The organism is Variovorax sp. Root434 (genome assembly GCF_001426595.1).
Taxonomy (GTDB): domain Bacteria; phylum Pseudomonadota; class Gammaproteobacteria; order Burkholderiales; family Burkholderiaceae_C; genus Variovorax.
This window is the reverse complement of the sequence record NZ_LMEK01000002.1, coordinates 115,200-135,941: the sequence shown is the minus strand read 5'-3', so window position 1 is coordinate 135,941 and position 20,742 is coordinate 115,200. Positions and strand designations below refer to the sequence as shown.

The 20,742-nt window shown below is 68.1% G+C and carries 22 protein-coding genes; 4 read left to right on the top strand and 18 right to left on the bottom strand.

The annotated features are described in order from the left end of the window. Positions 1–33: 33 nt before the first annotated feature. The 3 genes from ASD05_RS04330 to lplT form a co-directional block, all read right to left on the bottom strand. The gene (locus ASD05_RS04330) at positions 34–525 is read right to left on the bottom strand and encodes a glutathione peroxidase (protein ID WP_056588188.1); all 492 of its coding nucleotides are present in this window, start codon (positions 523–525) and stop codon (positions 34–36) included. A gap of 11 nt (positions 526–536) precedes the next feature. Next, positions 537–1,430: a DMT family transporter gene (locus ASD05_RS04325; RefSeq protein WP_056588184.1), complete on the bottom strand. Its 894-nt coding sequence runs from the start codon at positions 1,428–1,430 to the stop codon at positions 537–539. Positions 1,431–1,569: 139 nt separating this feature from the next. Continuing rightward, a complete protein-coding gene (lplT, locus tag ASD05_RS04320; protein ID WP_056588182.1) occupies positions 1,570–2,874 on the bottom strand; it encodes a lysophospholipid transporter LplT in 1,305 nt (434 codons plus the stop codon). A gap of 182 nt (positions 2,875–3,056) precedes the next feature. Between lplT and alr the strand changes: the two genes are divergently transcribed. Both alr and ASD05_RS04310 read left to right on the top strand, forming a co-directional pair. Then, positions 3,057–4,166, top strand: a complete 1,110-nt coding sequence (gene alr / locus ASD05_RS04315; RefSeq protein ID WP_056588179.1) for an alanine racemase — start codon at positions 3,057–3,059, stop codon at positions 4,164–4,166. Further along, positions 4,163–4,900 carry a hypothetical protein gene (locus tag ASD05_RS04310; protein WP_056588177.1) on the top strand — a complete coding sequence of 246 codons (738 nt, stop codon included), beginning with the start codon at positions 4,163–4,165 and terminating at the stop codon, positions 4,898–4,900. Before alr ends, ASD05_RS04310 begins: the two co-directional genes overlap by 4 nt. Here the strand turns inward: ASD05_RS04310 and ASD05_RS04305 are convergent. Continuing rightward, on the bottom strand, positions 4,851–5,807 hold the full coding sequence (locus ASD05_RS04305; protein WP_056588171.1) for a LysR family transcriptional regulator: 957 nt from the start codon (positions 5,805–5,807) through the stop codon (positions 4,851–4,853). The two genes, ASD05_RS04310 and ASD05_RS04305, sit on opposite strands and share 50 nt — an antisense overlap. A 98-nt stretch (positions 5,808–5,905) precedes the next feature. Between ASD05_RS04305 and ASD05_RS04300 the strand changes: the two genes are divergently transcribed. Continuing rightward, complete coding sequence (locus tag ASD05_RS04300) at positions 5,906–6,850, top strand: DMT family transporter (RefSeq protein ID WP_056588167.1); 945 nt, start codon at positions 5,906–5,908, stop codon at positions 6,848–6,850. A 58-nt stretch (positions 6,851–6,908) separates the two neighbouring features. Continuing rightward, a complete protein-coding gene (locus tag ASD05_RS04295; protein ID WP_056588164.1) occupies positions 6,909–7,700 on the top strand; it encodes a hypothetical protein in 792 nt (263 codons plus the stop codon). Between the two features lie 34 nt (positions 7,701–7,734). Here ASD05_RS04295 and ASD05_RS04290 read toward each other — a convergent pair whose 3' ends face one another. The 14 genes from ASD05_RS04290 to ASD05_RS04225 all read right to left on the bottom strand — a co-directional run bounded on the left by ASD05_RS04290 (position 7,735) and on the right by ASD05_RS04225 (position 20,702). Beyond that, positions 7,735–8,742 (bottom strand): MerR family transcriptional regulator, encoded by a 1,008-nt coding sequence (locus ASD05_RS04290; protein ID WP_056588160.1) that lies wholly within the window; start codon positions 8,740–8,742, stop codon positions 7,735–7,737. 92 nt (positions 8,743–8,834) lie between these two features. After that, positions 8,835–9,812, bottom strand: a complete 978-nt coding sequence (locus ASD05_RS04285; protein ID WP_056588156.1) for a 2-dehydropantoate 2-reductase — start codon at positions 9,810–9,812, stop codon at positions 8,835–8,837. Between the two features lie 13 nt (positions 9,813–9,825). After that, complete coding sequence (locus ASD05_RS04280) at positions 9,826–10,617, bottom strand: class II aldolase/adducin family protein (protein ID WP_056588153.1); 792 nt, start codon at positions 10,615–10,617, stop codon at positions 9,826–9,828. 18 nt (positions 10,618–10,635) lie between these two features. Further along, positions 10,636–11,628: a Bug family tripartite tricarboxylate transporter substrate binding protein gene (locus ASD05_RS04275; protein WP_056588150.1), complete on the bottom strand. Its 993-nt coding sequence runs from the start codon at positions 11,626–11,628 to the stop codon at positions 10,636–10,638. A gap of 34 nt (positions 11,629–11,662) precedes the next feature. Further along, positions 11,663–13,396 (bottom strand): dihydroxy-acid dehydratase, encoded by a 1,734-nt coding sequence (gene ilvD, locus ASD05_RS04270; protein WP_056588147.1) that lies wholly within the window; start codon positions 13,394–13,396, stop codon positions 11,663–11,665. Between the two features lie 4 nt (positions 13,397–13,400). Then, the gene (locus tag ASD05_RS04265; protein ID WP_056588144.1) at positions 13,401–13,871 is read right to left on the bottom strand and encodes an ester cyclase; all 471 of its coding nucleotides are present in this window, start codon (positions 13,869–13,871) and stop codon (positions 13,401–13,403) included. Positions 13,872–13,896: 25 nt separating this feature from the next. After that, entirely contained in the window at positions 13,897–14,718 is an 822-nt protein-coding gene (gene hpaI / locus ASD05_RS04260; RefSeq protein ID WP_056588142.1) for a 4-hydroxy-2-oxoheptanedioate aldolase, read from the bottom strand. A 135-nt stretch (positions 14,719–14,853) separates the two neighbouring features. Further along, positions 14,854–15,657 carry a 2-oxo-hept-4-ene-1,7-dioate hydratase gene (gene hpaH, locus ASD05_RS04255; RefSeq protein WP_056588140.1) on the bottom strand — a complete coding sequence of 268 codons (804 nt, stop codon included), beginning with the start codon at positions 15,655–15,657 and terminating at the stop codon, positions 14,854–14,856. A 10-nt stretch (positions 15,658–15,667) separates the two neighbouring features. Further along, complete coding sequence (locus ASD05_RS04250; RefSeq protein ID WP_056588137.1) at positions 15,668–16,075, bottom strand: 5-carboxymethyl-2-hydroxymuconate Delta-isomerase; 408 nt, start codon at positions 16,073–16,075, stop codon at positions 15,668–15,670. 13 nt (positions 16,076–16,088) lie between these two features. Continuing rightward, on the bottom strand, positions 16,089–16,916 hold the full coding sequence (locus ASD05_RS04245; protein ID WP_056588134.1) for an extradiol ring-cleavage dioxygenase: 828 nt from the start codon (positions 16,914–16,916) through the stop codon (positions 16,089–16,091). After that, complete coding sequence (locus ASD05_RS04240; RefSeq protein WP_056588131.1) at positions 16,913–17,248, bottom strand: aromatic ring-opening dioxygenase LigA; 336 nt, start codon at positions 17,246–17,248, stop codon at positions 16,913–16,915. Before ASD05_RS04240 ends, ASD05_RS04245 begins: the two co-directional genes overlap by 4 nt. 3 nt (positions 17,249–17,251) lie before the next feature. Beyond that, positions 17,252–18,226, bottom strand: a complete 975-nt coding sequence (locus tag ASD05_RS04235; RefSeq protein ID WP_056588129.1) for a tripartite tricarboxylate transporter substrate binding protein — start codon at positions 18,224–18,226, stop codon at positions 17,252–17,254. Further along, the gene (hpaE, locus tag ASD05_RS04230; protein ID WP_056588124.1) at positions 18,223–19,689 is read right to left on the bottom strand and encodes a 5-carboxymethyl-2-hydroxymuconate semialdehyde dehydrogenase; all 1,467 of its coding nucleotides are present in this window, start codon (positions 19,687–19,689) and stop codon (positions 18,223–18,225) included. Before hpaE ends, ASD05_RS04235 begins: the two co-directional genes overlap by 4 nt. A 20-nt stretch (positions 19,690–19,709) precedes the next feature. Then, on the bottom strand, positions 19,710–20,702 hold the full coding sequence (locus tag ASD05_RS04225) for a Bug family tripartite tricarboxylate transporter substrate binding protein (protein WP_056588121.1): 993 nt from the start codon (positions 20,700–20,702) through the stop codon (positions 19,710–19,712). Positions 20,703–20,742 lie beyond the last annotated feature (40 nt).

Here is a 20,742-nt window from a genome sequence, read left to right as displayed (position 1 = left end):
GGCAGCCTCAGCCGGCCGCCTCAGCCGGCCGCCTCAGCCGGCCGCCGCCAGCGCCGCTTCCACATCGCGCGTCAGCGAGGCCGGCGTGTCCAGCGGCGCGTAGCGCTTGAGCACGGTGCCGTCGCGCCCGATGAGGAACTTGGTGAAGTTCCACTTGATGGCCGTACTGCCCAGCAGGCCCGGCTTTTCCTTCGTGAGCCACTGGTACAGCGGCGCGGCGTTGCTGCCGTTCACGTCGATCTTCTCCATCATCGGGAAGCTCACGCCGTAGTTCGTGGTGCAGAAGGCGCCGATTTCCTCGTTGGTGCCCGGGTCCTGCGCGCCGAACTGGTTCGACGGAAAGCCCAGCACCGCGAGCCCCTGGTCGGCGTACTTCTCGTGCAGCGCCTCCAGCCCGGCGAACTGCGGCGTGAAGCCGCATTTGCTGGCGGTGTTGACGATCAGCAGCACCTTGCCCTTGAAGGCGGAGAGCTTTACCGGCTTGCCGTCGATCCGGTTGGCCTCGAAGTCGTAGACGCTGGTCATGCTGTTTCTCCTCAGGTGGGGGAAGAGGCGCGATCATCACTCCGCCCGGGCGTTCGTGCAAACGCCGACCAGACGGCGCCCAGCACGATCAGCGCGCCGCCCAAGAGGATGCGCGGCTCCATCGTGGCCGCGCCGAGCGCCACCGACGACACGCTCGCGAACAGCACCTCCGACAGCATGATCACCGAGGTCGCGGCGGCCGTGAGCCGGGCCGCGCCGTATTGCAGGCACACGTTGGCGAACACGAAGCCGGTGCCCAGCAGCACGGCCCAGCCGAACCAGCCCGGCGAGGCGCGCAGCGGCGAATCGAATGCGCCGAGCGCGGTGCCGCCCAGCGCCGCGGCGCCGGCCACGAAGGCGCAGCCGCAGAACATCGACAGCGCGCGCGACTCGCCCGGGGCCTGCCGCAGATGGCGCAGCGCGATGTTGGTGACGGCAAAGCTGAAGCCCGCCGCCACGCCCAGCCAGTCGGGCAGGCTCGACGGCACCGGCCAGTCGGTGCCGGGCGCCTTCAGCACCACCACCACGCCGGTGAGCGCCAGCGCCACGCGCGCCAGCGCGCCGCCGGTCGGCCGCTCGCCGAGCAGCAGCCAGCCCAGCAGCACGCTCCACAGCGGCATCAGGTAGAACAGCAGCACCACGCGCACCACGTCGCCCTGCGTCACGGCCCAGTTGAAACCCACGTTGGTGAAGCCGGCCGCGAGGCCCAGCAGTGCCAGCATCGGAAAGGCAGCGAAGCCTTTCCACGCGTGCCGTCGCAAAAGCCCCATCGCGGCGGAGATGACCAGGTAGATCAGGCAGGTGGCCCACAGCGGATGCAGGCCGTGGCTCGCGATCTGGCGAAACGGAAACCACGAAACGCCCCAGACGAAGGCGTTGAAGACGAGCGCGAGAGCTGCTTGCATTGGGACGGGAATTTTCGTGGGACACCGAGGAACCGGATTTGCCGGGCCTCCGGTGTCGCCCCCGGCGAGGGGGAAGGCGCAGCGACACGAAGTGCGCGCAGCCTGGGGGAGAGCCCAGGAACACGCAGCCTGGGGGAGGTCAATGATGCTTGTCGCTGCGGGCGATGGCCAGCAGATGCTCGATCTCTTCCGGGTATTTCTTCAGGTTGCTGTCATACCAGTGCTTGATGAGCCACATGCATCCCGCCACCACGAGGCCGAACGCACTGATCGCGCCGTACGCCGAGAGGCCAAGGCCCGTGCACACGCTGTAGAAGCCGCCGAGCAGGAGGATGCAGGCCTGCTCGTTGAAGTTCTGTACCGCGATGGAGCGGCCCGCGCCCATCAGGTTGTGGCCGCGATGCTGCAGCAGCGCATTCATCGGCACCACCAGGAAACCGCCCAGGCCGCCCAGCAGGATCAGGAACGGCACCGCCAGCCACACGTTGCCGATGAAGTTCATGCAGATCACCATCAGCCCCATCGCGATGCCCATGGGAATCACGCGCGTGGCCATGTCCAGCCGCATGCGCATCGAGGCCACGACCGCGCCCACGGCCGTGCCGATGGTCACCACGCCCGTCAGCGCCGAGGCCTGCGTGGTGTTGTAGCCCAGAGCCAGCGAGGCCCAGGCCAGCACGATGTACTTGAGGTTGCCGCCCGCGCCCCAGAACAGCGTGGTGGTGGCCAGCGAGATCTGGCCGAGGCGGTCGCGCCACAGGCGGGCGTTGCAGTGCCAGAAGTCGGGCAGCAGCGCGGCGATGTTGCGCGCCAGGCCCTGTTCGGGGTTGGAGCGCAGCGGGCGCATCTCGACCCCGGTGTGCGGGATGCGCGTGTTGAACCATGCTGCCAGCACGTAGACGAAGATCAGCACCGAGATCGCGGCCTCGGCCGGCGAGTCGATGCCGGTATCGATGAACGGGAGGTCGAAGGCCAGCAGCTTGCTGGAAATGGCGTGCCCCACCAGCGTGCCGCCGAGCACGATGCCCAGCAGGATCGACGCGATGGTCAGTCCTTCGATCCAGCCGTTGGCCTTGACCAGCTGGGACGCCGGCAGCAGCTCGGTCAGGATGCCGTACTTCGCCGGCGAATACGCCGCGGCGCCGAGCCCCACGATCGAATACGACAGCAGCGGATGCGAGCCGAACAGCATCATCAGGCAGCCCACCACCTTGATGGCATTGCTGATGAACATCACCTTGCCTTTGGGCAAGGCATCGGCAAAAGCGCCCACCAGCGGCGCGAGCACCACATAGAAGACCGCGAAGATAGGCACCAGGGCTGCGCGCTGCCATTCGGGCGCACCCGAACTTCGCATGAGGTCGACCGCAACAACGAAAAGCGCTTGGTCGGCCAGCGACGAAAAGAACTGGGCCGACATGATCGTGTAGAAACCGCGCTTCATCGATGGGCTGGCTGGCCAGAGGGGTCTGCTGGCGGTAGTGAAAAAGTGTTGCGCTGCGGGCGAATGGGCGGTTATAGCATGGGGGTGGGGCGCGGAATTAGGGATCCCTACGGTGTTCAACCCCATTCCCGAAGATGCTAAAACGTGGTCTGCATTGTCCCCGAGTCTTCCCCGGAATTCCCATGCCGCGTCCCATTCTCGCCACCGTCCATACCGGCGCCCTGCGTCACAACCTCGAGCGGGCGCGTCGCTCGGCCCTGGAGGCCCGCGTCTGGGCCGTCGTCAAGGCCAATGCCTATGGCCATGGCATCGAGCGGGTCTATGAAGGCTTGCGGGGCGCCGATGGCTTCGCGCTGCTCGACCTGGCCGAGGCCGAGCGCGTGCGCGCACTCGGTTGGCGCGGCCCGGTGCTGCTGCTCGAAGGAGTGTTCGACGCCCGCGACCTGGAGCTGTGCTCGCGGCTGGACCTCTGGCACACCGTGCACTGCGACGAGCAGATCGACATGCTCGCCGCCCACAAGACCCTGAAGCCGCAGCGCGTGTTCCTGAAGATGAACTCGGGCATGAACCGCCTGGGCTTCACGCCCGAGCGCTTCGGCTCCGCCTGGACTCGCCTGAACGCGCTGACGCAGGTCGACGAGATCTCGCTGATGACCCACTTCAGCGACGCCGACGGCGCGCGCGGCATCGCCCATCAGCTCGCGACCTTCGAGCGCGCCACGCGCGACCTGCCGGGCGAGCGCTCCATCGCCAACAGCGCCGCCACGCTGCGCCACGCCGAGCAGACGCGCGGCGACTGGGTGCGCCCCGGCATCCTGCTGTACGGCAGCGCGCCCGATTTTCCCGAGCACGATGCGGCGCACTGGCAGCTGCAGCCCACCATGACGCTGTCGACCCAGATCATCTCGGTGCAGACGCTGAGGGCCGGCGACACCATCGGCTACGGTTCCAGGTTCACGGCGCAGGGGCCGCTCACCATCGGCATCGCGGCGGTCGGCTATGCCGACGGCTATCCGCGCCACTGCGACAGCGGCACGCCGGTGCTGGTGAACGGCGTGCGCACCCACATGGTCGGCCGCGTGAGCATGGACATGATCACCGTCGACCTCACGAACGTGCCCGACGCGAAGTTCGGCAGCGAGGTCACGCTGTGGGGCAAGTCCGCGAAGACCGGCGCGGTGCTTCCCATCGACGAGGTTGCGAAGGCCGCGGGCACGATCGGCTACGAACTCATGTGCGCCGTGGCGCAGCGCGTGCCTTTCGCCGATCCAGCCCCCACCGAAGGCCGATGAAGATCCTTTCCGACTGGCGCTCCGTGCGCCTGTGGGAAACGCAGGTCGAACGCGACCTGCATCGCAGCTACAGCCTGCGCACGCACGGCATCCTGATCGGCACGTTCACGATGCTGCTGATGTGGGGCGTGTCGGCAATGCAGATGCACCTGCTGCATGTCGACTCGCTGGCAGTGCGCTACTTTCTCACGCTGGGCGTGGGGTACCTGGGCTATCTGCTCGTGCTGCGCTGGTGGGCCAGACGGCTGGTCGAGGGCCGGTCGAAGCTCGATGCCGACGTGGGCGACGGCGCCGATGCCGGCGAGTTCGCGTTCGACGTGGGCAGTCGCCTGGGCAGCGGTGGCGACGGCAGCGTGCTGTCCGATGCGGCGAGCGGCGCGCTCGACATCGCGGGCGGTGCGGACGAAGGCGCAGTCATCGTCGTGCCGGTGATCGCCATCTTCCTGATCTGCGCGGCCGTCGTGCTTGGCGCCGGCTCGCTCGTGCTGCTGTACTTCGGCTGGGATGCGCTGCTGGCCGTGGCCATCGAGGTCGCATTCTCGTACGTGTCGGCCCGCGCAGCGGTGCGCGTGGCGCGCGAGGGTTGGCTCATGGCGGCCGTGCGGCTCACATGGAAGCCGCTGCTGGGCGCGGTGGTCTGCGCGGTGGCCCTGGGCGCGCTGCTCGACCACTTCATGCCGCAGGTCAACTCCCTGCCCGAGGCTGTGCGCGTGCTGCTGAAGAAGAAGCACTGAGCGCACCGAGCAGGTGATCGACCAGCACCTTGCACTTGGGTGCGATGAAGCGGCTGGGCGGGTACAGGATGTAGGCGTGTCCGTGGTAGTTGCCCTGGAACTCCCAATCCGCCAGCACGCGAACCACGCTGCCCGCGTCCAGCGCGTCGCGCGCCATGAACACCGGCACGCAGGCGATGCCGAGGTCCGCCAGCGCGCCTTCGAGCCGCACCTCGCTGTGGTTGGAGATGTAGCGGCCGCGCACGACGACCTCTGCGTCTTCTTCGCCGCTCTTCCTGAAACGCCAGTGGTTGTCCCGCTCGTGCTCGCCGAGCGACAGGCAGCTGTGCGCGAGCAGGTCGTTCGGGTGCGCGATGGCCGTTGCGTGCCGCGCCAGGTAAGCGGGCGTTGCGCACAGGATGTGTTCCACCGCCATCAGCTTGCGCGCCACCAGCCCTTCGGGCGGCTCTGTCGTCAGCCGCACCACCAGGTCGACGCCCTCGCGGATCGCATCGACGTCGCGGTCGGCCACGATGAGCTGCACGTCCACATCCGGATAGCGCTGCAGGAAGCCGAGGATGTGCGGATGCAGCACGCGCCGCGCAAAGGCCTTGGGCGCGCTGATGCGCACCAGTCCGCTCGGCTTGCTGGAGAACTGCTGCCCGATCTCCATCGCGCCCTGCGCCGCCAGCACCAGCTCGCGGCAGCGCGCGAAGGCCTCGGCGCCGGGTTCGGTCAGCCGCAGCTGGCGCGTCGTGCGCTGCAGCAGCTGCACGCCGATTTCCTTTTCGAGCCGCTTCACCTGCCGGCTCGCGGCCGATGGCGTCATGCCCAGCAGATCGGCCGCTGCGGAGAAGCTGCCCAGCTCGGCGACCCGCAGGAAGGTCACCATCTCGGGCAGCACTTTGAGAAATGAATTCGTTCCCACGACGCAATAGTCCTGTTCCGGCCGACGGCTGTGCGGCCCGTGTGATGCCCAGAACAATTCTTCCCTTGTGGGTTGTTCATGGACGGCGGGTCGACAGTATGGGTTCAAAGCAAAAGGGCGGCGCGGTCGCATGGGGCGCGCCGGGCGCCAGCAAGTGGGCGGGCATCGGCGCCGCCGAAGTCATGCTGCTGCTCGTGGCGGCGGTGTGGGGCGGCAGCTATGCGGTCGCCAAGCAGGCCACGCAGCAACTGCCCGTGCTGGAGTTCATCGCGCTGCGCTTCGGACTGACCTTCGTCGTGCTGCTGCCGGCGCTGAGGCCGTTGTTCAACACGCAGTGGCGGCAGGGCCTGGCGGTGGGCGGGCTGCTCGGCGCGAACCTGCTGGCGATCTTCGTGTGCGAGACCTTCGGCGTGTCGCTGACCAGCGCGAGCAACGCCGCTTTCCTCATCAGCCTGTGCGTGGCGATCACGCCCTTTGTCGAATGGTGGCTGCTGGGCCAGCGGCCGGCGCGACGCGTGTTCTGGGCGGCGGGCCTGTCGGCGTTCGGCGCGGCGATGCTGTCGGCCACTTCGCCTGCAGACCTGTCGCTCGGCTGGGGTGACGGGTTGATGGTGATCGCCGCCTTCCTGCGCGCCGTGATGGTGTGCATGACGCGCCGGCTGGCCGGACGGCACGCGCTGCCGGCGCTGACGCTGACGGCCGTGCAGTCGGGCGTGATGGCCATCGGTGCGGCGGCGATCTCGCTCGTCGCCTCGCCGGCCAACGGCACGTGGCACATGCCGCCCGCCACGGCCTCGTTTTGGTGGGGCATGGCGTACCTCGTGCTGCTGTGCACCGTCTTCGCGTTCTTCGCCCAGAACCACGCGGCCTCGCGTTCGAGCCCGAGCCGGGTGTCGCTGCTGATGGGCAGCGAGCCGGTGTTCGGCGCGCTGATCGCGGTGTATGGGTTCGGGGAACGTATCGGCCCCTGGGGATGGGCGGGGGGCTTGCTGATCGTGGTGGCGGCGTGGTGGGTGACGCTGCCGCAACCGGATCTTCGCTGAAGGCACGCGAGAGAAATGCCTCCGTTGCGGGACAATCCGCGCCGGAGGAATTTGTGACATGAGTCTGAAAAAACAGAACACCACATGGTGGACGTGCGGCGTCGCGCTGACCGTCATCGGCCTTTCCGCGCATGCCGAGCCGGACGTGCCGGCACCCGCACCCGTTGCGGCTGCCGCCGAAACCCCGCCCACCGCGACCCCGCAGCAACCCGTGCCGCAAACCCGGGTCCGCTTCAACCGCGGCTCCTACAAACCCGGCTACGAGCGCCTGCGCGTGATCCGGCGCGAAAGCACCATCGGCAACGTCGCGGGGCAGGTTGCGCTGAGCGTCGCCGTCTCGATGTTCACGGGCCGCGTCAGTGTCGGCGCGCAGGGCTTCTCGAAGGACGAGCTGGCCGGCGACACGCTGGAGGAATTCAAGGACGATCCCGCGAGCGTCAACCCCGCGATGAGCGAGCTCAACGATGCGCTGAGCAAGGTGGCCACCGGCATCTATCGCAAACGCGCCGAAGCCGCCTATGCGACCGCACTGACGGACGGCTCCACGCCCGAGGAAATCGAAGCGGCGCGGCAGGTCCCCAAGGAGGCCGACACGCCGCTGCATCCCGGCCCCTGGCACCTGGTCTATGAAAACCTGGCGGGCTCGGACGAGCTGTTCCGCCTGAAGTTCGGTGCCGAGCTCGGCCGCCCCGGCTTCATGCGCCCGCCGGCGACGTGCTTCTACCAGTCGGAGCCCGTCGCGTGGACGCAGTGGAAGGCCGACAACTGGCAACTGGTGCGCGACGAGCGCGCGAAGGCCGTGGCCAGTTGCATCGAAGCGCTGGCGGCCATTCCCAAAAAGCGCTGGTAATTTTTCGCGCGGCGCCGGCCTGCACGGCCCGGCCTCACGCAGCCTCGGGCTGCCACGCGATGACGCCCTGCGTGCGCGCCCGCACTTGCGGCGTGGCAAGGCAGGTCGCGACGGCCTCGTAGCCCGCGGAGCCCGGGTACGGTGCGACCAGCGTCGGCGGGCTGTGGTTGGCGGGGCAGAGGATGATCGATTCTTCAGCGCCCACGGCCGCCAGGTCCAGGATCACGCAGGAGCGCGTGAGCAGGAAGAGCGGCCGGCCCTCGGGTCCGCGACGGCGCAGGTGCGCGATCAGCGCCTGCTGGGTGGCGTGGTCCAGCCCCTGTTCAACCAGGTCGACCACCAGCGCCGATGGTCCTTCTGCCATCAGCCCGGACAGCAAGGCGACCAGCGCATCGGAGGCCGTGGCGCCGTCTTCCACCAGCCACGCCAATGCTTCGGCGACAGCCGGTGCGAGCGCCGCGCCGGGGCTTGCGGAGCGGTCCGACCCGAGGAACGCAGCGCCCGGAATGGTCTCGGCCAGTCGCATCGCCAGCCGCGTCTTCCCGCTGCCCAGCGGACCGACGATGTAGTTCAGCGGCCGGATGCCGCGCAGCTCGAAGCGTTCACCGCCCCAGGGCCACGGAAGCTCGAACGCGATGTCGAGTCCGCCGGCCGGCTGCAGCAGGCGCGTCAGTTCGCCGACTGTCGGTGCCTGGCCTCGGTCGAGGTCGGCGCGCAGGCCGCGAATCTTCTCGATGGTGTCCCCAAGCTGGCGAGCGCGGCCTTCGAGCAGCGCCTGATGCGCCGCCAGGGCCGGCTCCAGCCCCGCGGCGTCGCCTTGCAGCACGCGCGCCACCTGCGCAAGGCTGAGGCCGAGCGTGCGCAGCGCGACGATCTCTGTGCCCCGGGCCATTTCGTCGGGCCCGTAGGAGCGCCAGCCCGCCTCGGTGCGGGCCGGCGTCAGCAGGCCACGCTGCTCGTAGAGCCGCAGTGCCTTGGCGGAAACGCCGAGCCGCCGGGCGGCTTCGGAAGGGTTCAGGAATCGAGCGGCTGGAGAATTCACAAAATCACCTCTTGGCTTGGAACGGACAGCGCCTTTATCAAGGCGGCCGCAGGGGCCGGGTCAAGTGATTTTGCGACCGGGGCGGCCTCGGCTCAGTACAGGCCGAGCTGCCGCGTCCTCAAGCGCGCAAGTCCCAGCAGCGCATCGGTGAACGGCGTCGCCACGCCGGTCAGTTCGCCCAGCTCGCGCACCACGGTCACCAGTGCATCCAGCTCCACCGAGCGGCCGGATTCCACGTCCTGCAGCATCGAGGTCTTGAACGCGCCGAGCTTCTTCGTGATCGCATGCCGGTCTTCCGGGCTCTGCGTGATCTCGATGCCGATGCGCCGGCCGATCTCCTTGGCCTCCAGCATCACCGCCGAGATGAAGCCGCGCACGTAGTCGTCGTCCATGATCAGGTCGGTGGTACAGCCCGTCAGCGCGCTGATCGGGTTCACCGTCATGTTGCCCCACAGCTTGAACCACACGTCCTTCTGGATCTGTGGCGACAGCGTGGTGTCGATGCCCGAGGCGTTCAGCAGCTCGACCAGCTTCTGCACGCGCGGCGTGGCTTCGCCCGAAGGCTCGCCCACGATCAGTCCGTTGCCGAAGTGATGCCGCACCACGCCGGGCCCGTCGAGCGAGCAGCTCGCGTGCACCACGCAGCCGATCACGTTGCGCGAGGGAATGGCCTTGGCGATAGCACCTTCGGGGTCCACCGCCGCGAGCCGGTGGCCCGTGATCTCGCCGCCGAAGCCGCCTTCGAGGAACCACCACGGCACGCCGTTCATCGCGACCAGCACGATGGTGTCGGCGCCGATCAGCGGCCCGATGCGCTCGGCCACGCCGGCCAGCGCGGGCGCCTTCACGGCGATGACCACCAGGTCTTGAACACCGAGCGCTTCGGGGTCGGCCACGGCATTGACCGGCACGCGCGTGCGCACGTCGCCACGCATGAGCGAGAGGCCGTCGCGTTGCAGCGCATCGAGCGTGGCGCCGCGCGCCACCACGTTGAGGCGCTGGCCTGCCTGTGCGAGGCCGGCGCCGATCCATCCGCCGATCGCGCCGGCACCGTAGATGCAAATCTTCATGGGAACAGGCGCCTCAGTTGCGGTAGCTCGGGTCGATGCGATCCACTTGCCGCACCAGCGCATCGAACACGTCCTGCCCCGCGCCATGCTCGGGGCTGAACTGCAGCGCGTCGCGCGTGCAGCGTTGGGCGATTTCCTCGCTCACCGGAATCGCCGCGCCCATCGAGAAGGTGGCCATCTGGATCTCGCAGGCGCGCTGCAGCGTCCAGAGGATCGCGAAGGTCTGCGGCAGCGTCTGGCCCCAGGCCAGCAGCCCGTGGTTGCGCAGGATCACCGCGTTGCGGTTGCCGATGCTCTTGAGCAGGCGCGGGCCTTCGTCGGCATGGATGGTGATGCCCTCGAAGTCGTGGTACGCCACCATGTCGTGCAGCTGGGCGGTATAGAAGTTGGTCTGCTGCAGCCCGCCCTGCAGGCAGGCCACGGCGACGCCGGCCGTGGTGTGCGTGTGCATCACGCAGTGCGCACCGGGCAGGCCGTCGTGGATGGCCGCATGCACCGTGAAGCCGGCCGGGTTCACCGGATGGGTCGAGCCGTCGAGCACCTTGCCCTGCAGGTCGATCTTCACCAGGTTGCTGGCCGTGACCTCGCTGTAGTGCAGGCCGAAGGGGTTGATGAGGAACTGCTTCTCCCCGCCCGTCACGCTGTCGGGCAGCCGCATCGTGATGTGGTTGTAGATCATCTCGGTCCAGCCCAGCATCGCGAACACGCGATAACAGGCCGCGAGCTGCTCGCGCGCGGCGCGCTCGTCGGGGTGCAGCGAGGGATGGACCAGCGCCGACGGCGCGGTGGTGGCGAGTGTGTTCATGGCAGTTCCTTCATGTGTTCAACCCTCCGCTGTGAAGCCGACTTCCTTCACGATCGGCGCCCACTTGGCGGTGTCCTTCTTCAACAGTTCCGTCAGCTCGGCCGGCGTGGAAGACATCGCCTCCAGGCCGAAGGTGCCGAGGCCGTCGATCACGTCCTTCTGCGCGAGCGCGTTCTTCATTGCGGTGTTCAGCTTCGCCACCAGCTCGGGCGAGGCCTTGGCCGGCAGGAAGAAGGCGAACCATTCGCTGTGCGCCATGTCCTTGATGCCCTGTTCGCCGAAGGTGGGCACCTCGGGCGCGAAGCGGCTGCGCTTGGCGCCCGAGACGCCCAGGATGCGCACCTTGCCCGAGGGCAGGTGCTGTGTGATGTCGCCGATCGGCCCCGATACCGCCGAGATGTTGCTGCCCAGCAGGTCGAGCATGGCGGGCTGCGTGCCGCGGTAGGCCGCATGCTTGAGTTCGACGCCGCCCTTCTTGCCCAGCAGCGCGCCGATGAAGTGCGGCGTGGAGCCCGCGGCGGGCGAACCGTAGTTGGCGCCGGCCGGATTGGCCTTGGCCCAGGCCAGGAACTCGGGCACCGTCTTCACGCTGGCCGGCACGGCCGGGCCCACGGCAAACCCGAAGTCGAAGATGCAGGCGAGGCTGACGGGCGTGATGTCGACCATCGGGTCGTACGGCAGCTTCTTGTAGATGTGCGGGTAGATCGTGAGGATCGAGGTCGGCGTCTGCAGGATGGTGCTGCCGTCGGCGGGGCGGCCCTTGACGTAGCTCACGGCGATCTGGCCGCCCGCGCCGGTGCGGTTCTCGACCACCGCCACCTTCGCGTACTCGGGGCTGAGCTTTGTCGCAAGGCGCCGGCAGGTGGTGTCCGACGTGCCGCCGGCCGCGAAGCCGGTGACGATGGTGGCGGTCTCGATGTTCATCGCCTGCGCGAAGACGTTCTGGCCGAGGCTGGCCATCAAGGCGGAGGCACTGGTGGTCTGCAGGATCTGGCGGCGCGTGAAGCTCATGATGATGTCTCTCTGGATGGTTGTTGAGGATCTGTCAGGACTCGTCGCGCAGCCAGGTGACCGCGCCCGAGTGGGTCACGGCGCCCTGGTGGGCAGGGCGCACGGTGAGCGCGTATTTTTCCAGCAAGCCCCCGCGGGCCGCCCCCGCGTTTACCTCACGTCGGGCGAGCCGCGCGGCGATTTCCTCGGCCGTGAGATCGACCGAAATCGAGCGTGCCTCGGCCCGCGCGTCGATGGCGATCACGTCGCCGTCGCGCAGCGCCGCAATCGGTCCGCCGTCGGCCGCCTCGGGCCCCGCATAGCCGATGCACAGGCCGCGCGTGGCGCCCGAGAAGCGCCCGTCGGTCAGCAGCGCGACCTTGTCGCCCATGCCCTGGCCGTAGAGCAGGGCGGTGATGCCCAGCATCTCGCGCATGCCGGGGCTGCCCTTGGGCCCCTCGTTGCGGATCACGATCACGTCGCCGGGTTCGTACAAGCGGTTCTGCACGGCGGTCTGCGCTTCTTCCTCCGAGTTGAAGACGCGCGCCGGCCCGCGAAACACCAGCCCCTGGAGTCCCGCCGTCTTGAGCAGCGCGCCGTCCGGGCAGAGGTTGCCCTTGAGCACCGCGAGGCCGCCGTCGCGCGTGATCGGGTTGCCGGCCTCGCGCACCACGCGGCCATCAGGCGCAAGGGCGCCGGCCAACTCCTCGGCCATCGTGCGACCGGTGAAGGTGAGCGCATCGCCATGCAGGAAGCCCTGCTCCAGCAGCGTGCGCAGGATCACGCCCGCGCCGCCGATGTAGAACACGTCGCGCGCAAGGTACTGGCCGCCGGGACGCAGGTCGGCGATGAGCGGCGTGCGCGCGAAGACCTCGGCCACGTCGTCGAGGTGGAACTTGATGCCGGCCTCGTGCGCGATCGCCGGCAGGTGCAGCGCGGCATTGGTCGAACCGCCCGTGGCCGACACCACGGCGCAGGCGTTTTCCAACGCCTTGCGCGTGACGATGTCGCGCGGCAGCGGGCTGTCGCCCATCACCGCCTTCATGAGTTGCTTCGCAGCACGTCGCATCAGCGGTGCGCGTTCGCTGAACACGGCCGGCACCATGCTCGAGCCGATGGGCGCGAGGCCCAGCGCCTCGGACACCATACCCATCGTGTTGGCCGTGAACTGCCCCGCGCAGGCGCCGGCCGTGGGCAGGCAGGCGCGGCTCATGGCGTCGAGTTCGTCGTGCGTGGCGGTGCCGGCCAGCACCTTGCCGATGGTCTCGTAGGTGTCGACCACGTTCAGGTCGCGACCGTCCGGCCCCGGCATCTGGCCAGGCAGCGCGGAGCCGCCATGCACGAACACGCTGGGCACGTTGCAGCGGACCATGCCCATCATCAGCCCCGGCAGGTTCTTGTCGCACGCGCCGATGGCGAAGATGCCGTCCCACTGGTGGCCGCGCGTGGAGGCTTCCACGCTGTCGGCGATCAGCTCGCGCGAGATCAGCGAGAAGCGCATGCCCGAATGCGCCATCGTCAGCCCGTCGCTGATCGACACCACCGGGCATTCGTGCGGCGTGCCGCCGCCCGCGTAGATGCCGGTCTTGGCGTGCTGCGCCTGCTCGCGCAGGTTGAGGTTGCACGGGCTCATCTCGCCGCCCGTATGGAACACGCCGATGTGCGGGCGCGCGATGTCCTCGTCGTCCTGTCCCAGCGCATGCAGGAAGCTGCGCGTGGTTGCACGGATCGTGCCCTCGCGGATGGTGGCGGAGCGAAAGCGCTTGGGTGGGTCGGCGGGCGCGGTCATGGGGTCAGAACATTCCGTTCTTGTTGGCGGCCGTCTCGGGCACGGGCTGCACCACGTCCCAGTGCTCGACGATCTTCCCGTTCTCCAGCTTGAAGATGTCGACGATGGCGCTGCCGCGCGTGCCCGGCTCGCGCACCGCGTTGACGTGCAGGATCACGTAGTCGCCGTCGACGAAGCTGCGCTTGATGTCGCTGTGCGAGTTCGGAAACTTCTCGCGCAGGAACGCGATGAACTTGCGGAAACCCTCGGGGCCGTCGGCCGCCGTGGGGTTGTGCTGCACGTAGCGGCTGCCCACGTACTGCAGCGCTGCGTCGGCGTCCTTCTGGTTCAGGCCTTTTTCGTAGAAGGCGAGCACCGCCTGGCGGTTGGCTTCCTGCTGGACGGTCGCGCCTTGCTTGCCGGCGCCCATGGGCGCGCAGGCGGCGAGGAAGAGGGTGGCTGCTGTGGCGATGGCCGCCAAAGTCATGCGTTGCATCGAGCGTGCTCCGGTGTGAAGAAAATCAGTAGCCGTTGGGCGAGGCGGTGCCGGGCGCGGCCTTGTACCTGGCCAGCAGCTGCTTCGCCGCCGCCGCCAGCACGATGGTGTCCACGCCCACTGCCACGAACAGCGCGCCGGCCGCGAGCCACTTGCGCGCCTGCTCCTCGGTGGTCGACAGGATGCCCGGCGCCTTGCCGGCCTTGCGGATGCGCGCAATCGCGTCGGCGATCACGGCCTGCACCTCGGGGTGGTTGGGCTGGCCCACGAAGCCCATCGAGGCCGACAGGTCGGCCGGGCCGATGAACACGCCGTCCACGCCCGGCGTGGCTGCGATGGCGTCGAGGTTCTTCATTGCCTCGACCGTCTCGGCCTGCACCAGCAGGCAGGTCTGTGCGTTGGCTTCGTGCAGGTAGTCGGGGTAGGCCTGCCAGCGCGAGGCGCGCGCCAGCGCACTGCCCATGCCGCGGATGCCTTCGGGCGGATAGCGCATGCCCTGCACCAGCCGCGCCGCCTGCTCGGCCGTGTCGACCATCGGCACCAGCAGCGTCTGCGCGCCGATGTCGAGGTGCTGCTTGATCAGCGTGGTGTCGCCGACCGGAATGCGCACGACGGGGTGCGAGCGCTCCGACTCGGGCTGCGCCGACCATGCGCTCGAAATGCCCTGCAGCTGCGCGAGCACCGAGCGCACGTCGTTGGGCGCGTGCTCGCCGTCGACCAGCAGCCAGTCGTAGCCGGTGCCGGCCAGGATCTCGGCCGCGTAGCCGTCGGCCAGGCCGACCCACAGGCCGATCTGGGGCTTGCCGGCCTGCAGGGCCTGCTTGAAGGTGTTGATGGGGGTGTGCATGTTTAGTCCAGGAGGTGGAAGGGTGATGTCTTCATTCGTGGAACACCGCGGAACCGGCTTTGCCGGGCCGCAGGTGTTGCCCCCGGTAGGGGGTTGGCGAAGCGACACGAAGTGCGCGAAGCCTGGGGGCGAGCTTCATACAAGTCGGAAGGAGATGGAGCCGAGCGGGCCGTAGTCCGCGTGGAAGGTGTCACCGGGAACTGCGGTGGTGGGCCGCGTGAACGAACCGCCCAGCACCACTTCGCCGGCTTCGAGGCATTCGTCCCACGGCGCGAGCTTGTTCGCGAGCCACGCCACACCGGTCGCCGGGTGGTTGAGCACGGCCGCGGCCACGCCCGATTCCTCGATCACACCGTTCTTGTAGAGCAGCGCGCTCACCCAGCGCAGGTCGACCGCGTCGGGCTTCACCGGCCGGCCGCCCATCACGATGCCGGCATTGGCTGCGTTGTCGGCGATGGTGTCGAACACCTTGCGCGGCGCCTTGGTGTGGCGGTCGAACTGCTCGATGCGCGCGTCGATGATCTCGATGGCGGGCACCACGTAGTCGGTGGCGGCCAGCACGTCGAACATGGTCACGTTCGGGCCCTGCAGCTTCTTGCCGAGGACGAAGGCCAACTCCACCTCGATACGCGGCGCGATGAAGCGCTTGAACGGGATGTCGCCGCCCTGCTCGAAGAACATGTCGTCGAGCAGCGTGCCGTAATCGGGCTCGTCGATCTGGCTGGACTGCTGCATGGCGCGCGAGGTCAGGCCGATCTTGTGGCCCTTCACGGTGCGGCCTTCGGCGATCTTGGTCTTCACCCATTCGCGCGAGATGGCGTAGCCGTCTTCCACGGTCATCTCGGGAAAGCGCTTGGAGAAGTGCTCGACCTGCACGCGCGACTTCTCGCTTTCGTGCAGCTCGGCGGCCAGTTGGGCGATGGTGGCTTTGGAGAGCATGTGGCTTCGTTCAGTTCTTGTTGAACAGGGGATGCAGGTTGCTGTGCTTGCCGTCATACACCTGACCCGGGCTTTCGTCGATCTGCAGCGTGATGCCGATGTGGCGTTGCTCGAAGATCGGCGCGAAGTGCGCGCGCACGGCGGCCAGCAGATCGTCGCCGGCCTTCTTCTTCACCGCCTCGGAGCGGCCCGCGGCCATGCGCAGGTTGAGGTAAACGAAGGCGTAGTCTGCCTTGCCGTCGGCCACCGCGTGGTGCGCCGCAGGGTAGGCCAGCACGCGCGTGCCGCCAATGGGGAACACCGGCTTGCCGGCCTCGTCGCGCTGCTCCAGCATGGTGTCGGCCAGCGTGCGGCACAGGGCCGACATGTCGGTCTCGGCTTCGATGTTCGGCGTGTAGAGGATCACCAGATGGGGCATTGCTGTTCTCCGTTCATTCCACCGACATCGTCGCGGCCGTGCACGTTACCGCGAAGATCGGAATCGCCTTCATATGGAAGATCTCGCCCTTGCCGCGCGCGGCCGCGGCCACGCTGATGAAGGTGCGGATCTCGAAGCCGCCCTGGCCCGCTTCGCGGTAGGTGGCTTCGTCGCCATAGTCGTCCAGCGAGAGCATGCCCTCGCGGTCGTTGGCGCACCAGCGCTTCATGAATTCGGCGTCCCACGCGGCATTGACCTTGCCCGAGTCGGGCGTGGCCGGCCAGTGCGAGATGCCGCCGGTGCCCACCAGCGCGATGCGCTCGGGCGCCTTGTCGCAGGCGCGGCGCAATGCTTCGCCGAAAGCCCAGGCGCGGTGCAGCGGCGTGAGCGGCGGGCCCTGGCAGTTGATGTTCACGGGGATGACCTTGGTGTCGAAGTTCGGCGTGAGGAAGTTCAGCGGCACCATGATGCCGTGGTCGAACTTCCATTCCTCCGCATAGGCCACGTCCACCGTCTGCATCACCTCGCGGATGAGGCGCTGCGACAGTGCTGCGTCGCCGGGAATGGTGTGCTTCTCGATGCCCAGCCACTTCGGGTCTTCGATGGGGCCTTCGTAGCTGTCGGCCATGCCGATGGCATAGGCCGGCATGTTGTTCATGAAGAAGTTCGCGAAGTGCTCGGCGGCGATCACGATCACTGCGTCGGGTTTCGTCGCGCGCATGGCCTCGCCGAAGCGATGGAACTGCGCATGGAACTCGTCTTTCACGGCCGGGTCCGCCAGATGGGCGCGGCCGGTGATGCCGGGGGCGTGGCTGCACACGCCTGCAAATACGAGACTCATACGCCTGCCACTTTCTCGTCGGTGCCGGTTGTCATTGCATAGATGCCCGCGCGCACCGGGCCGTACTTGCGCACGCCTTCGCGCATGGCTTCGAGGTAATCGGCCCACGGAATGCCGAGCAGGGGCGCGAAGTGCATCAGCAACTGGCCGTTGCAACCGAGTACGTAGAGCTTGCCGATGTCGCCGGTGTCGATGGCCTCGCGCTCTTCGTCCGTGAAGTCGTAGGCGCCCAGCAGGGCCGCGCGCGTTGCGCCGCCTTCGGCGTAGCGCCGCTGCACTTCCTGCTCGCGGTTGAGCGCGAACAGGAATTTCTGCATTGCATAGAGGCTCATGGTTCAGCCCTCGGTCTGGATGCCGGCCTTGCGGATCACATCGCCGTACTTCGCGATCTCGCTCTGGATGAATGTTGCAAAGCGCTCCGGCGTGCCCGACAGCGACGCGATGCCGCCCTTGTGGAAGGCCTCCGTCACCACCGGCCCGGCGAGCGAGCGGTTCACCTCGGCGTTCATGCGTTGCACCACGGCGTCGGGTGTGCCGGCGGGCGCCAGCAGGCCGTTCCACGAATTGGACTCGATGGGCACGCCCTGTTCGGCCAGTGTGGGTATGGCTGGCGCGTACTGCGAGCGCTGCGCGGTCGCCATGCCCAGCGCCACCAGCTTGCCGCCCTGCAAATGGCTGCGGAACTCGGGCCAGTTGCCGAACATCATCGTCACCTGGCCCCCGAGCAGGTCGGTCAGCGCGGGGCCCTGGCCCTTGTAGGGCACGTGCACGATGTCCAGGCCCATCTGCAGCTTGAGCATCTCGCCCGACAGGTGGGCCGAGGTGCCATTGCCGAAGGAGGCGAAGCTCAGCGTGCCGGGCTTCGCCTTGGCCAGGTTGCGCAGGTCGGCGAGCGTCTTCAGCCCGCTGTTCGGGTGCGTGGCGAGCACGTGCTCCGACATGCCCATCAGGGCGACCGGGCGCAGGTCTTTCTGCGTGTCGTAGGGCAGCTTGCGGATCAGCGTCTGATTGGCCGCGAAGCTGTTGGCCACGCAGACGAAGGTGTAGCCGTCGGGCGCGGCCTTGGCGGCGGCGTCGACGCCGATCACCGTGCCCGCGCCGGGCTTGTTGTCGACGATGACCGGCTGACCCAGCGCCTTCGACAGCTCCGTGCCCACCAGCCGCGCGACGAAGTCGGTGGTGCCGCCGGGCGGGAAGGGCACGATCACGCGGATCGGCTTGTTGGGCCACGTGCCCTGTGCGCGCACGAGCGAGGGCAGTGCCGCGAATGCGGCCGCGCCCTGCAGCAGCGTGCGGCGCCGCGTGCTCATGCCACGCCCCAGTGCGGAATGTGGTGCGAGCCCAGCGACACCGCCACGTTCTTCGGCTCGCAGAACACCTCGTAGCTCCAGGTGCCGCCTTCGCGCCCCGTGCCCGAGGCCTTGGTGCCGCCGAAGGGCTGGCGCAGGTCGCGAACGTTCTGGCTGTTGACGAAGCACATGCCGGCCTCGACGGCGGCGGCCACGCGGTGGGCCTTGCCGATGTTCTCGGTCCACACGTAGCTGCTCAGGCCGTACTGGATGTCGTTGGCCAGCCGGATGGCATCGGCCTCGTCCTTGAACGGAATCAGGCAGGCGACGGGGCCGAAGATCTCTTCCTGCGCGATCTTCATGCGGTTGTCGACATCGGCGAACACGGTGGGCATCACGTAGTTGCCCTTCTTGACGCGGTCCGGCAGGTTCGACGGCGCATCAAGCCCGCCGCACAGCATCGTCGCGCCTTCCTTCGGTCCCAGCTCGATGTAGCTGCGGACCTTGGCCAGGTGGGCCTGCGAGATCATCGGGCCGACGATGGTCTTCTCGTCCAGCGGGTCGCCGACCGTGATGCGCCTGGCGCGTTCCGCAAACTTCGCCGCGAAGTCGGCGTAGATCGACTGCTGCACCAGGATGCGCGAGCCCGCCGTGCAGCGTTCGCCGTTGTTGCTGAAGATCATGAACACGGCCGCGTCGAGCGCGCGGTCGAGGTCGGCGTCCTCGAAGATCACGAACGGGCTCTTGCCACCGAGTTCCATGCTGAACTTCTTGAGGCCCGCGCTCTTCACGATGCGGTTGCCCGTAGCGGTGGAGCCGGTGAACGAAATGGCGCGCACGTCGGGGTGCGCTACCAAAGGCTCGCCGGCCTCCTTGCCGTAGCCGTGCACGAGGTTCAGCACGCCGGGCGGAATGCCGGCTTCGAGCGCTAGTTCACCGAGGCGAGCGGCCGTCAGCGGCGACAGCTCGCTCATCTTCAGCACCGCCGTGTTGCCGAAGGCCAGGCAGGGCGCGACCTTCCAGGTGGCGGTCATGAAGGGCACGTTCCACGGGCTGATGAGCGCACACACGCCCACCGGGTGGAACAGCGTGTAGTTCAGGTGCGTGGGCGTGGGGTAGGTGTGGCCGTCGACGCGCGTGCACATCTCGGCGAAGTAGTAGAAGTTGTCGGCCGCGCGCGGAATCAGCTGCTTGCCGGTCTGCGCGATCACCTGGCCGCAGTCGTTGGTCTCGGTCTGCGCGATCTCGGGCACGTGCTTCGCGATCAGGTCGCCGAGCTTGCGGATCAGCTTGGCGCGCTCGGGCGCGGGCAGGCCGGCCCACTTGGGAAAGGCTTCCTTGGCGGCGGCCACGGCGGCGTTTACTTCGGTTTCGCCGCCCGAGGCGACTTCGGCCAACACTTCCTGAGTGGCCGGGTTGACCGTTTCGAAGTAGTCCTTGCCCGTGACGGACTTGCCGCCGATGAGATGGTCGATCTGTTGCATGAAGAAGTGTCCGGTTCGGTTCAATCGAGTTTGATGTCGCGCGCCTTGATCAAGGCATGCCATTTCTTGCGCTCGGCGTCGGTGTAGCGCGTCATTTCAGCGGCGTCGGCGGGGCGGGCTTCCCAGCCCGCGTCGTAGAGCTTCTGGCGCACGCCGCCATCGGCCATGGCCTTCTGGAGCTCGGCGCCCAGCTTCGCCTGCACTTCCTTCGGCGTGGCCGCGGGCGCGACGAGGCCCTGCCAGGTGTAGGCCTCGACGTTGGCGAAGCCGAGTTCCTTGGCGGTGGGGATGTTGGGAAGCTGCGGCACGCGCTCGGCCGACATGGCGAGCAGCGGCACCACCTTGCCGGCCTTGACGGCGCTCACGCCGCTGGGCAGGTCGAGCATCATCAGCGCGACCTGGCCGCCCATCAGGTCCTGCAGCGCGGGCGCACCGCCCTTGTAGGGCACGTGCAGCATCGACACGCCGGCTTCGCGCTGGAACAACTCGAGCGCCAGGTGGTGCGGGCTGCCGGTGCCCGGCGTCGCGATGCTGTACTTGCCGGGCGAGGCCTTGAGCGCGGTGAGCAATGCCTTGGCATCGGCGATGCCGGCATTGGGCGCGGCCGTGAGGATGAGCGGCGAACGGCCCATCATGCCGACCAGCGCGAAGTCTTTCTCGGCGTCGTAGGGGAGCTTCTTGTAGAGCGCGGGGTTGTAGACCAGCACGCCGTTGTCGGCCGAGAACACGGTGTAGCCGTCGCCCGGTGCGCGCGCCACGTTCTCCGACGCGATGATCGCGCCCGCTCCGGGCTTGTTGTCGACGAGCACCGGCTGGCCTACCTGCTGCGATACCTGCGCGCCGACCGTGCGCGCGAGAAAGTCGGTACCGCCGCCGGCCGGGTAGCCCACCACCCAGCGCACGGGCTTGGTGGGGAAGGCCGCAGTCTGCGCAGGCGCGTCGAGCGCGAACATCGAGGCGCTCACGGCCACGAGGGCGGCAGCGAGGGCGAGCGTTTTCTTTCCGGCGTTCATTGCGTTTGTCTCCGCTTGTTGATGTGTGACAGGAAAAAGA

What these genes read in the sequence shown, in the direction of transcription:
- ASD05_RS04330 (WP_056588188.1), bottom strand. Translation starts at nt 525, where the DNA reads ATGACCAGCGTCTACGACTTCGAGGCCAACCGGATCGACGGCAAGCCG.
- ASD05_RS04325 (WP_056588184.1), bottom strand. Translation starts at nt 1,430, where the DNA reads ATGCAAGCAGCTCTCGCGCTCGTCTTCAACGCCTTCGTCTGGGGCGTT.
- lplT (WP_056588182.1), bottom strand. Translation starts at nt 2,874, where the DNA reads ATGAAGCGCGGTTTCTACACGATCATGTCGGCCCAGTTCTTTTCGTCG.
- alr (WP_056588179.1), top strand. Translation starts at nt 3,057, where the DNA reads ATGCCGCGTCCCATTCTCGCCACCGTCCATACCGGCGCCCTGCGTCAC.
- ASD05_RS04310 (WP_056588177.1), top strand. Translation starts at nt 4,163, where the DNA reads ATGAAGATCCTTTCCGACTGGCGCTCCGTGCGCCTGTGGGAAACGCAG.
- ASD05_RS04300 (WP_056588167.1), top strand. Translation starts at nt 5,906, where the DNA reads ATGGGTTCAAAGCAAAAGGGCGGCGCGGTCGCATGGGGCGCGCCGGGC.
- ASD05_RS04295 (WP_056588164.1), top strand. Translation starts at nt 6,909, where the DNA reads ATGAGTCTGAAAAAACAGAACACCACATGGTGGACGTGCGGCGTCGCG.
- ASD05_RS04285 (WP_056588156.1), bottom strand. Translation starts at nt 9,812, where the DNA reads ATGAAGATTTGCATCTACGGTGCCGGCGCGATCGGCGGATGGATCGGC.
- ASD05_RS04280 (WP_056588153.1), bottom strand. Translation starts at nt 10,617, where the DNA reads ATGAACACACTCGCCACCACCGCGCCGTCGGCGCTGGTCCATCCCTCG.
- ASD05_RS04275 (WP_056588150.1), bottom strand. Translation starts at nt 11,628, where the DNA reads ATGAGCTTCACGCGCCGCCAGATCCTGCAGACCACCAGTGCCTCCGCC.
- ilvD (WP_056588147.1), bottom strand. Translation starts at nt 13,396, where the DNA reads ATGACCGCGCCCGCCGACCCACCCAAGCGCTTTCGCTCCGCCACCATC.
- ASD05_RS04265 (WP_056588144.1), bottom strand. Translation starts at nt 13,871, where the DNA reads ATGCAACGCATGACTTTGGCGGCCATCGCCACAGCAGCCACCCTCTTC.
- hpaI (WP_056588142.1), bottom strand. Translation starts at nt 14,718, where the DNA reads ATGCACACCCCCATCAACACCTTCAAGCAGGCCCTGCAGGCCGGCAAG.
- hpaH (WP_056588140.1), bottom strand. Translation starts at nt 15,657, where the DNA reads ATGCTCTCCAAAGCCACCATCGCCCAACTGGCCGCCGAGCTGCACGAA.
- ASD05_RS04250 (WP_056588137.1), bottom strand. Translation starts at nt 16,075, where the DNA reads ATGCCCCATCTGGTGATCCTCTACACGCCGAACATCGAAGCCGAGACC.
- ASD05_RS04245 (WP_056588134.1), bottom strand. Translation starts at nt 16,916, where the DNA reads ATGAGTCTCGTATTTGCAGGCGTGTGCAGCCACGCCCCCGGCATCACC.
- ASD05_RS04240 (WP_056588131.1), bottom strand. Translation starts at nt 17,248, where the DNA reads ATGAGCCTCTATGCAATGCAGAAATTCCTGTTCGCGCTCAACCGCGAG.
- ASD05_RS04235 (WP_056588129.1), bottom strand. Translation starts at nt 18,226, where the DNA reads ATGAGCACGCGGCGCCGCACGCTGCTGCAGGGCGCGGCCGCATTCGCG.
- hpaE (WP_056588124.1), bottom strand. Translation starts at nt 19,689, where the DNA reads ATGCAACAGATCGACCATCTCATCGGCGGCAAGTCCGTCACGGGCAAG.
- ASD05_RS04225 (WP_056588121.1), bottom strand. Translation starts at nt 20,702, where the DNA reads ATGAACGCCGGAAAGAAAACGCTCGCCCTCGCTGCCGCCCTCGTGGCC.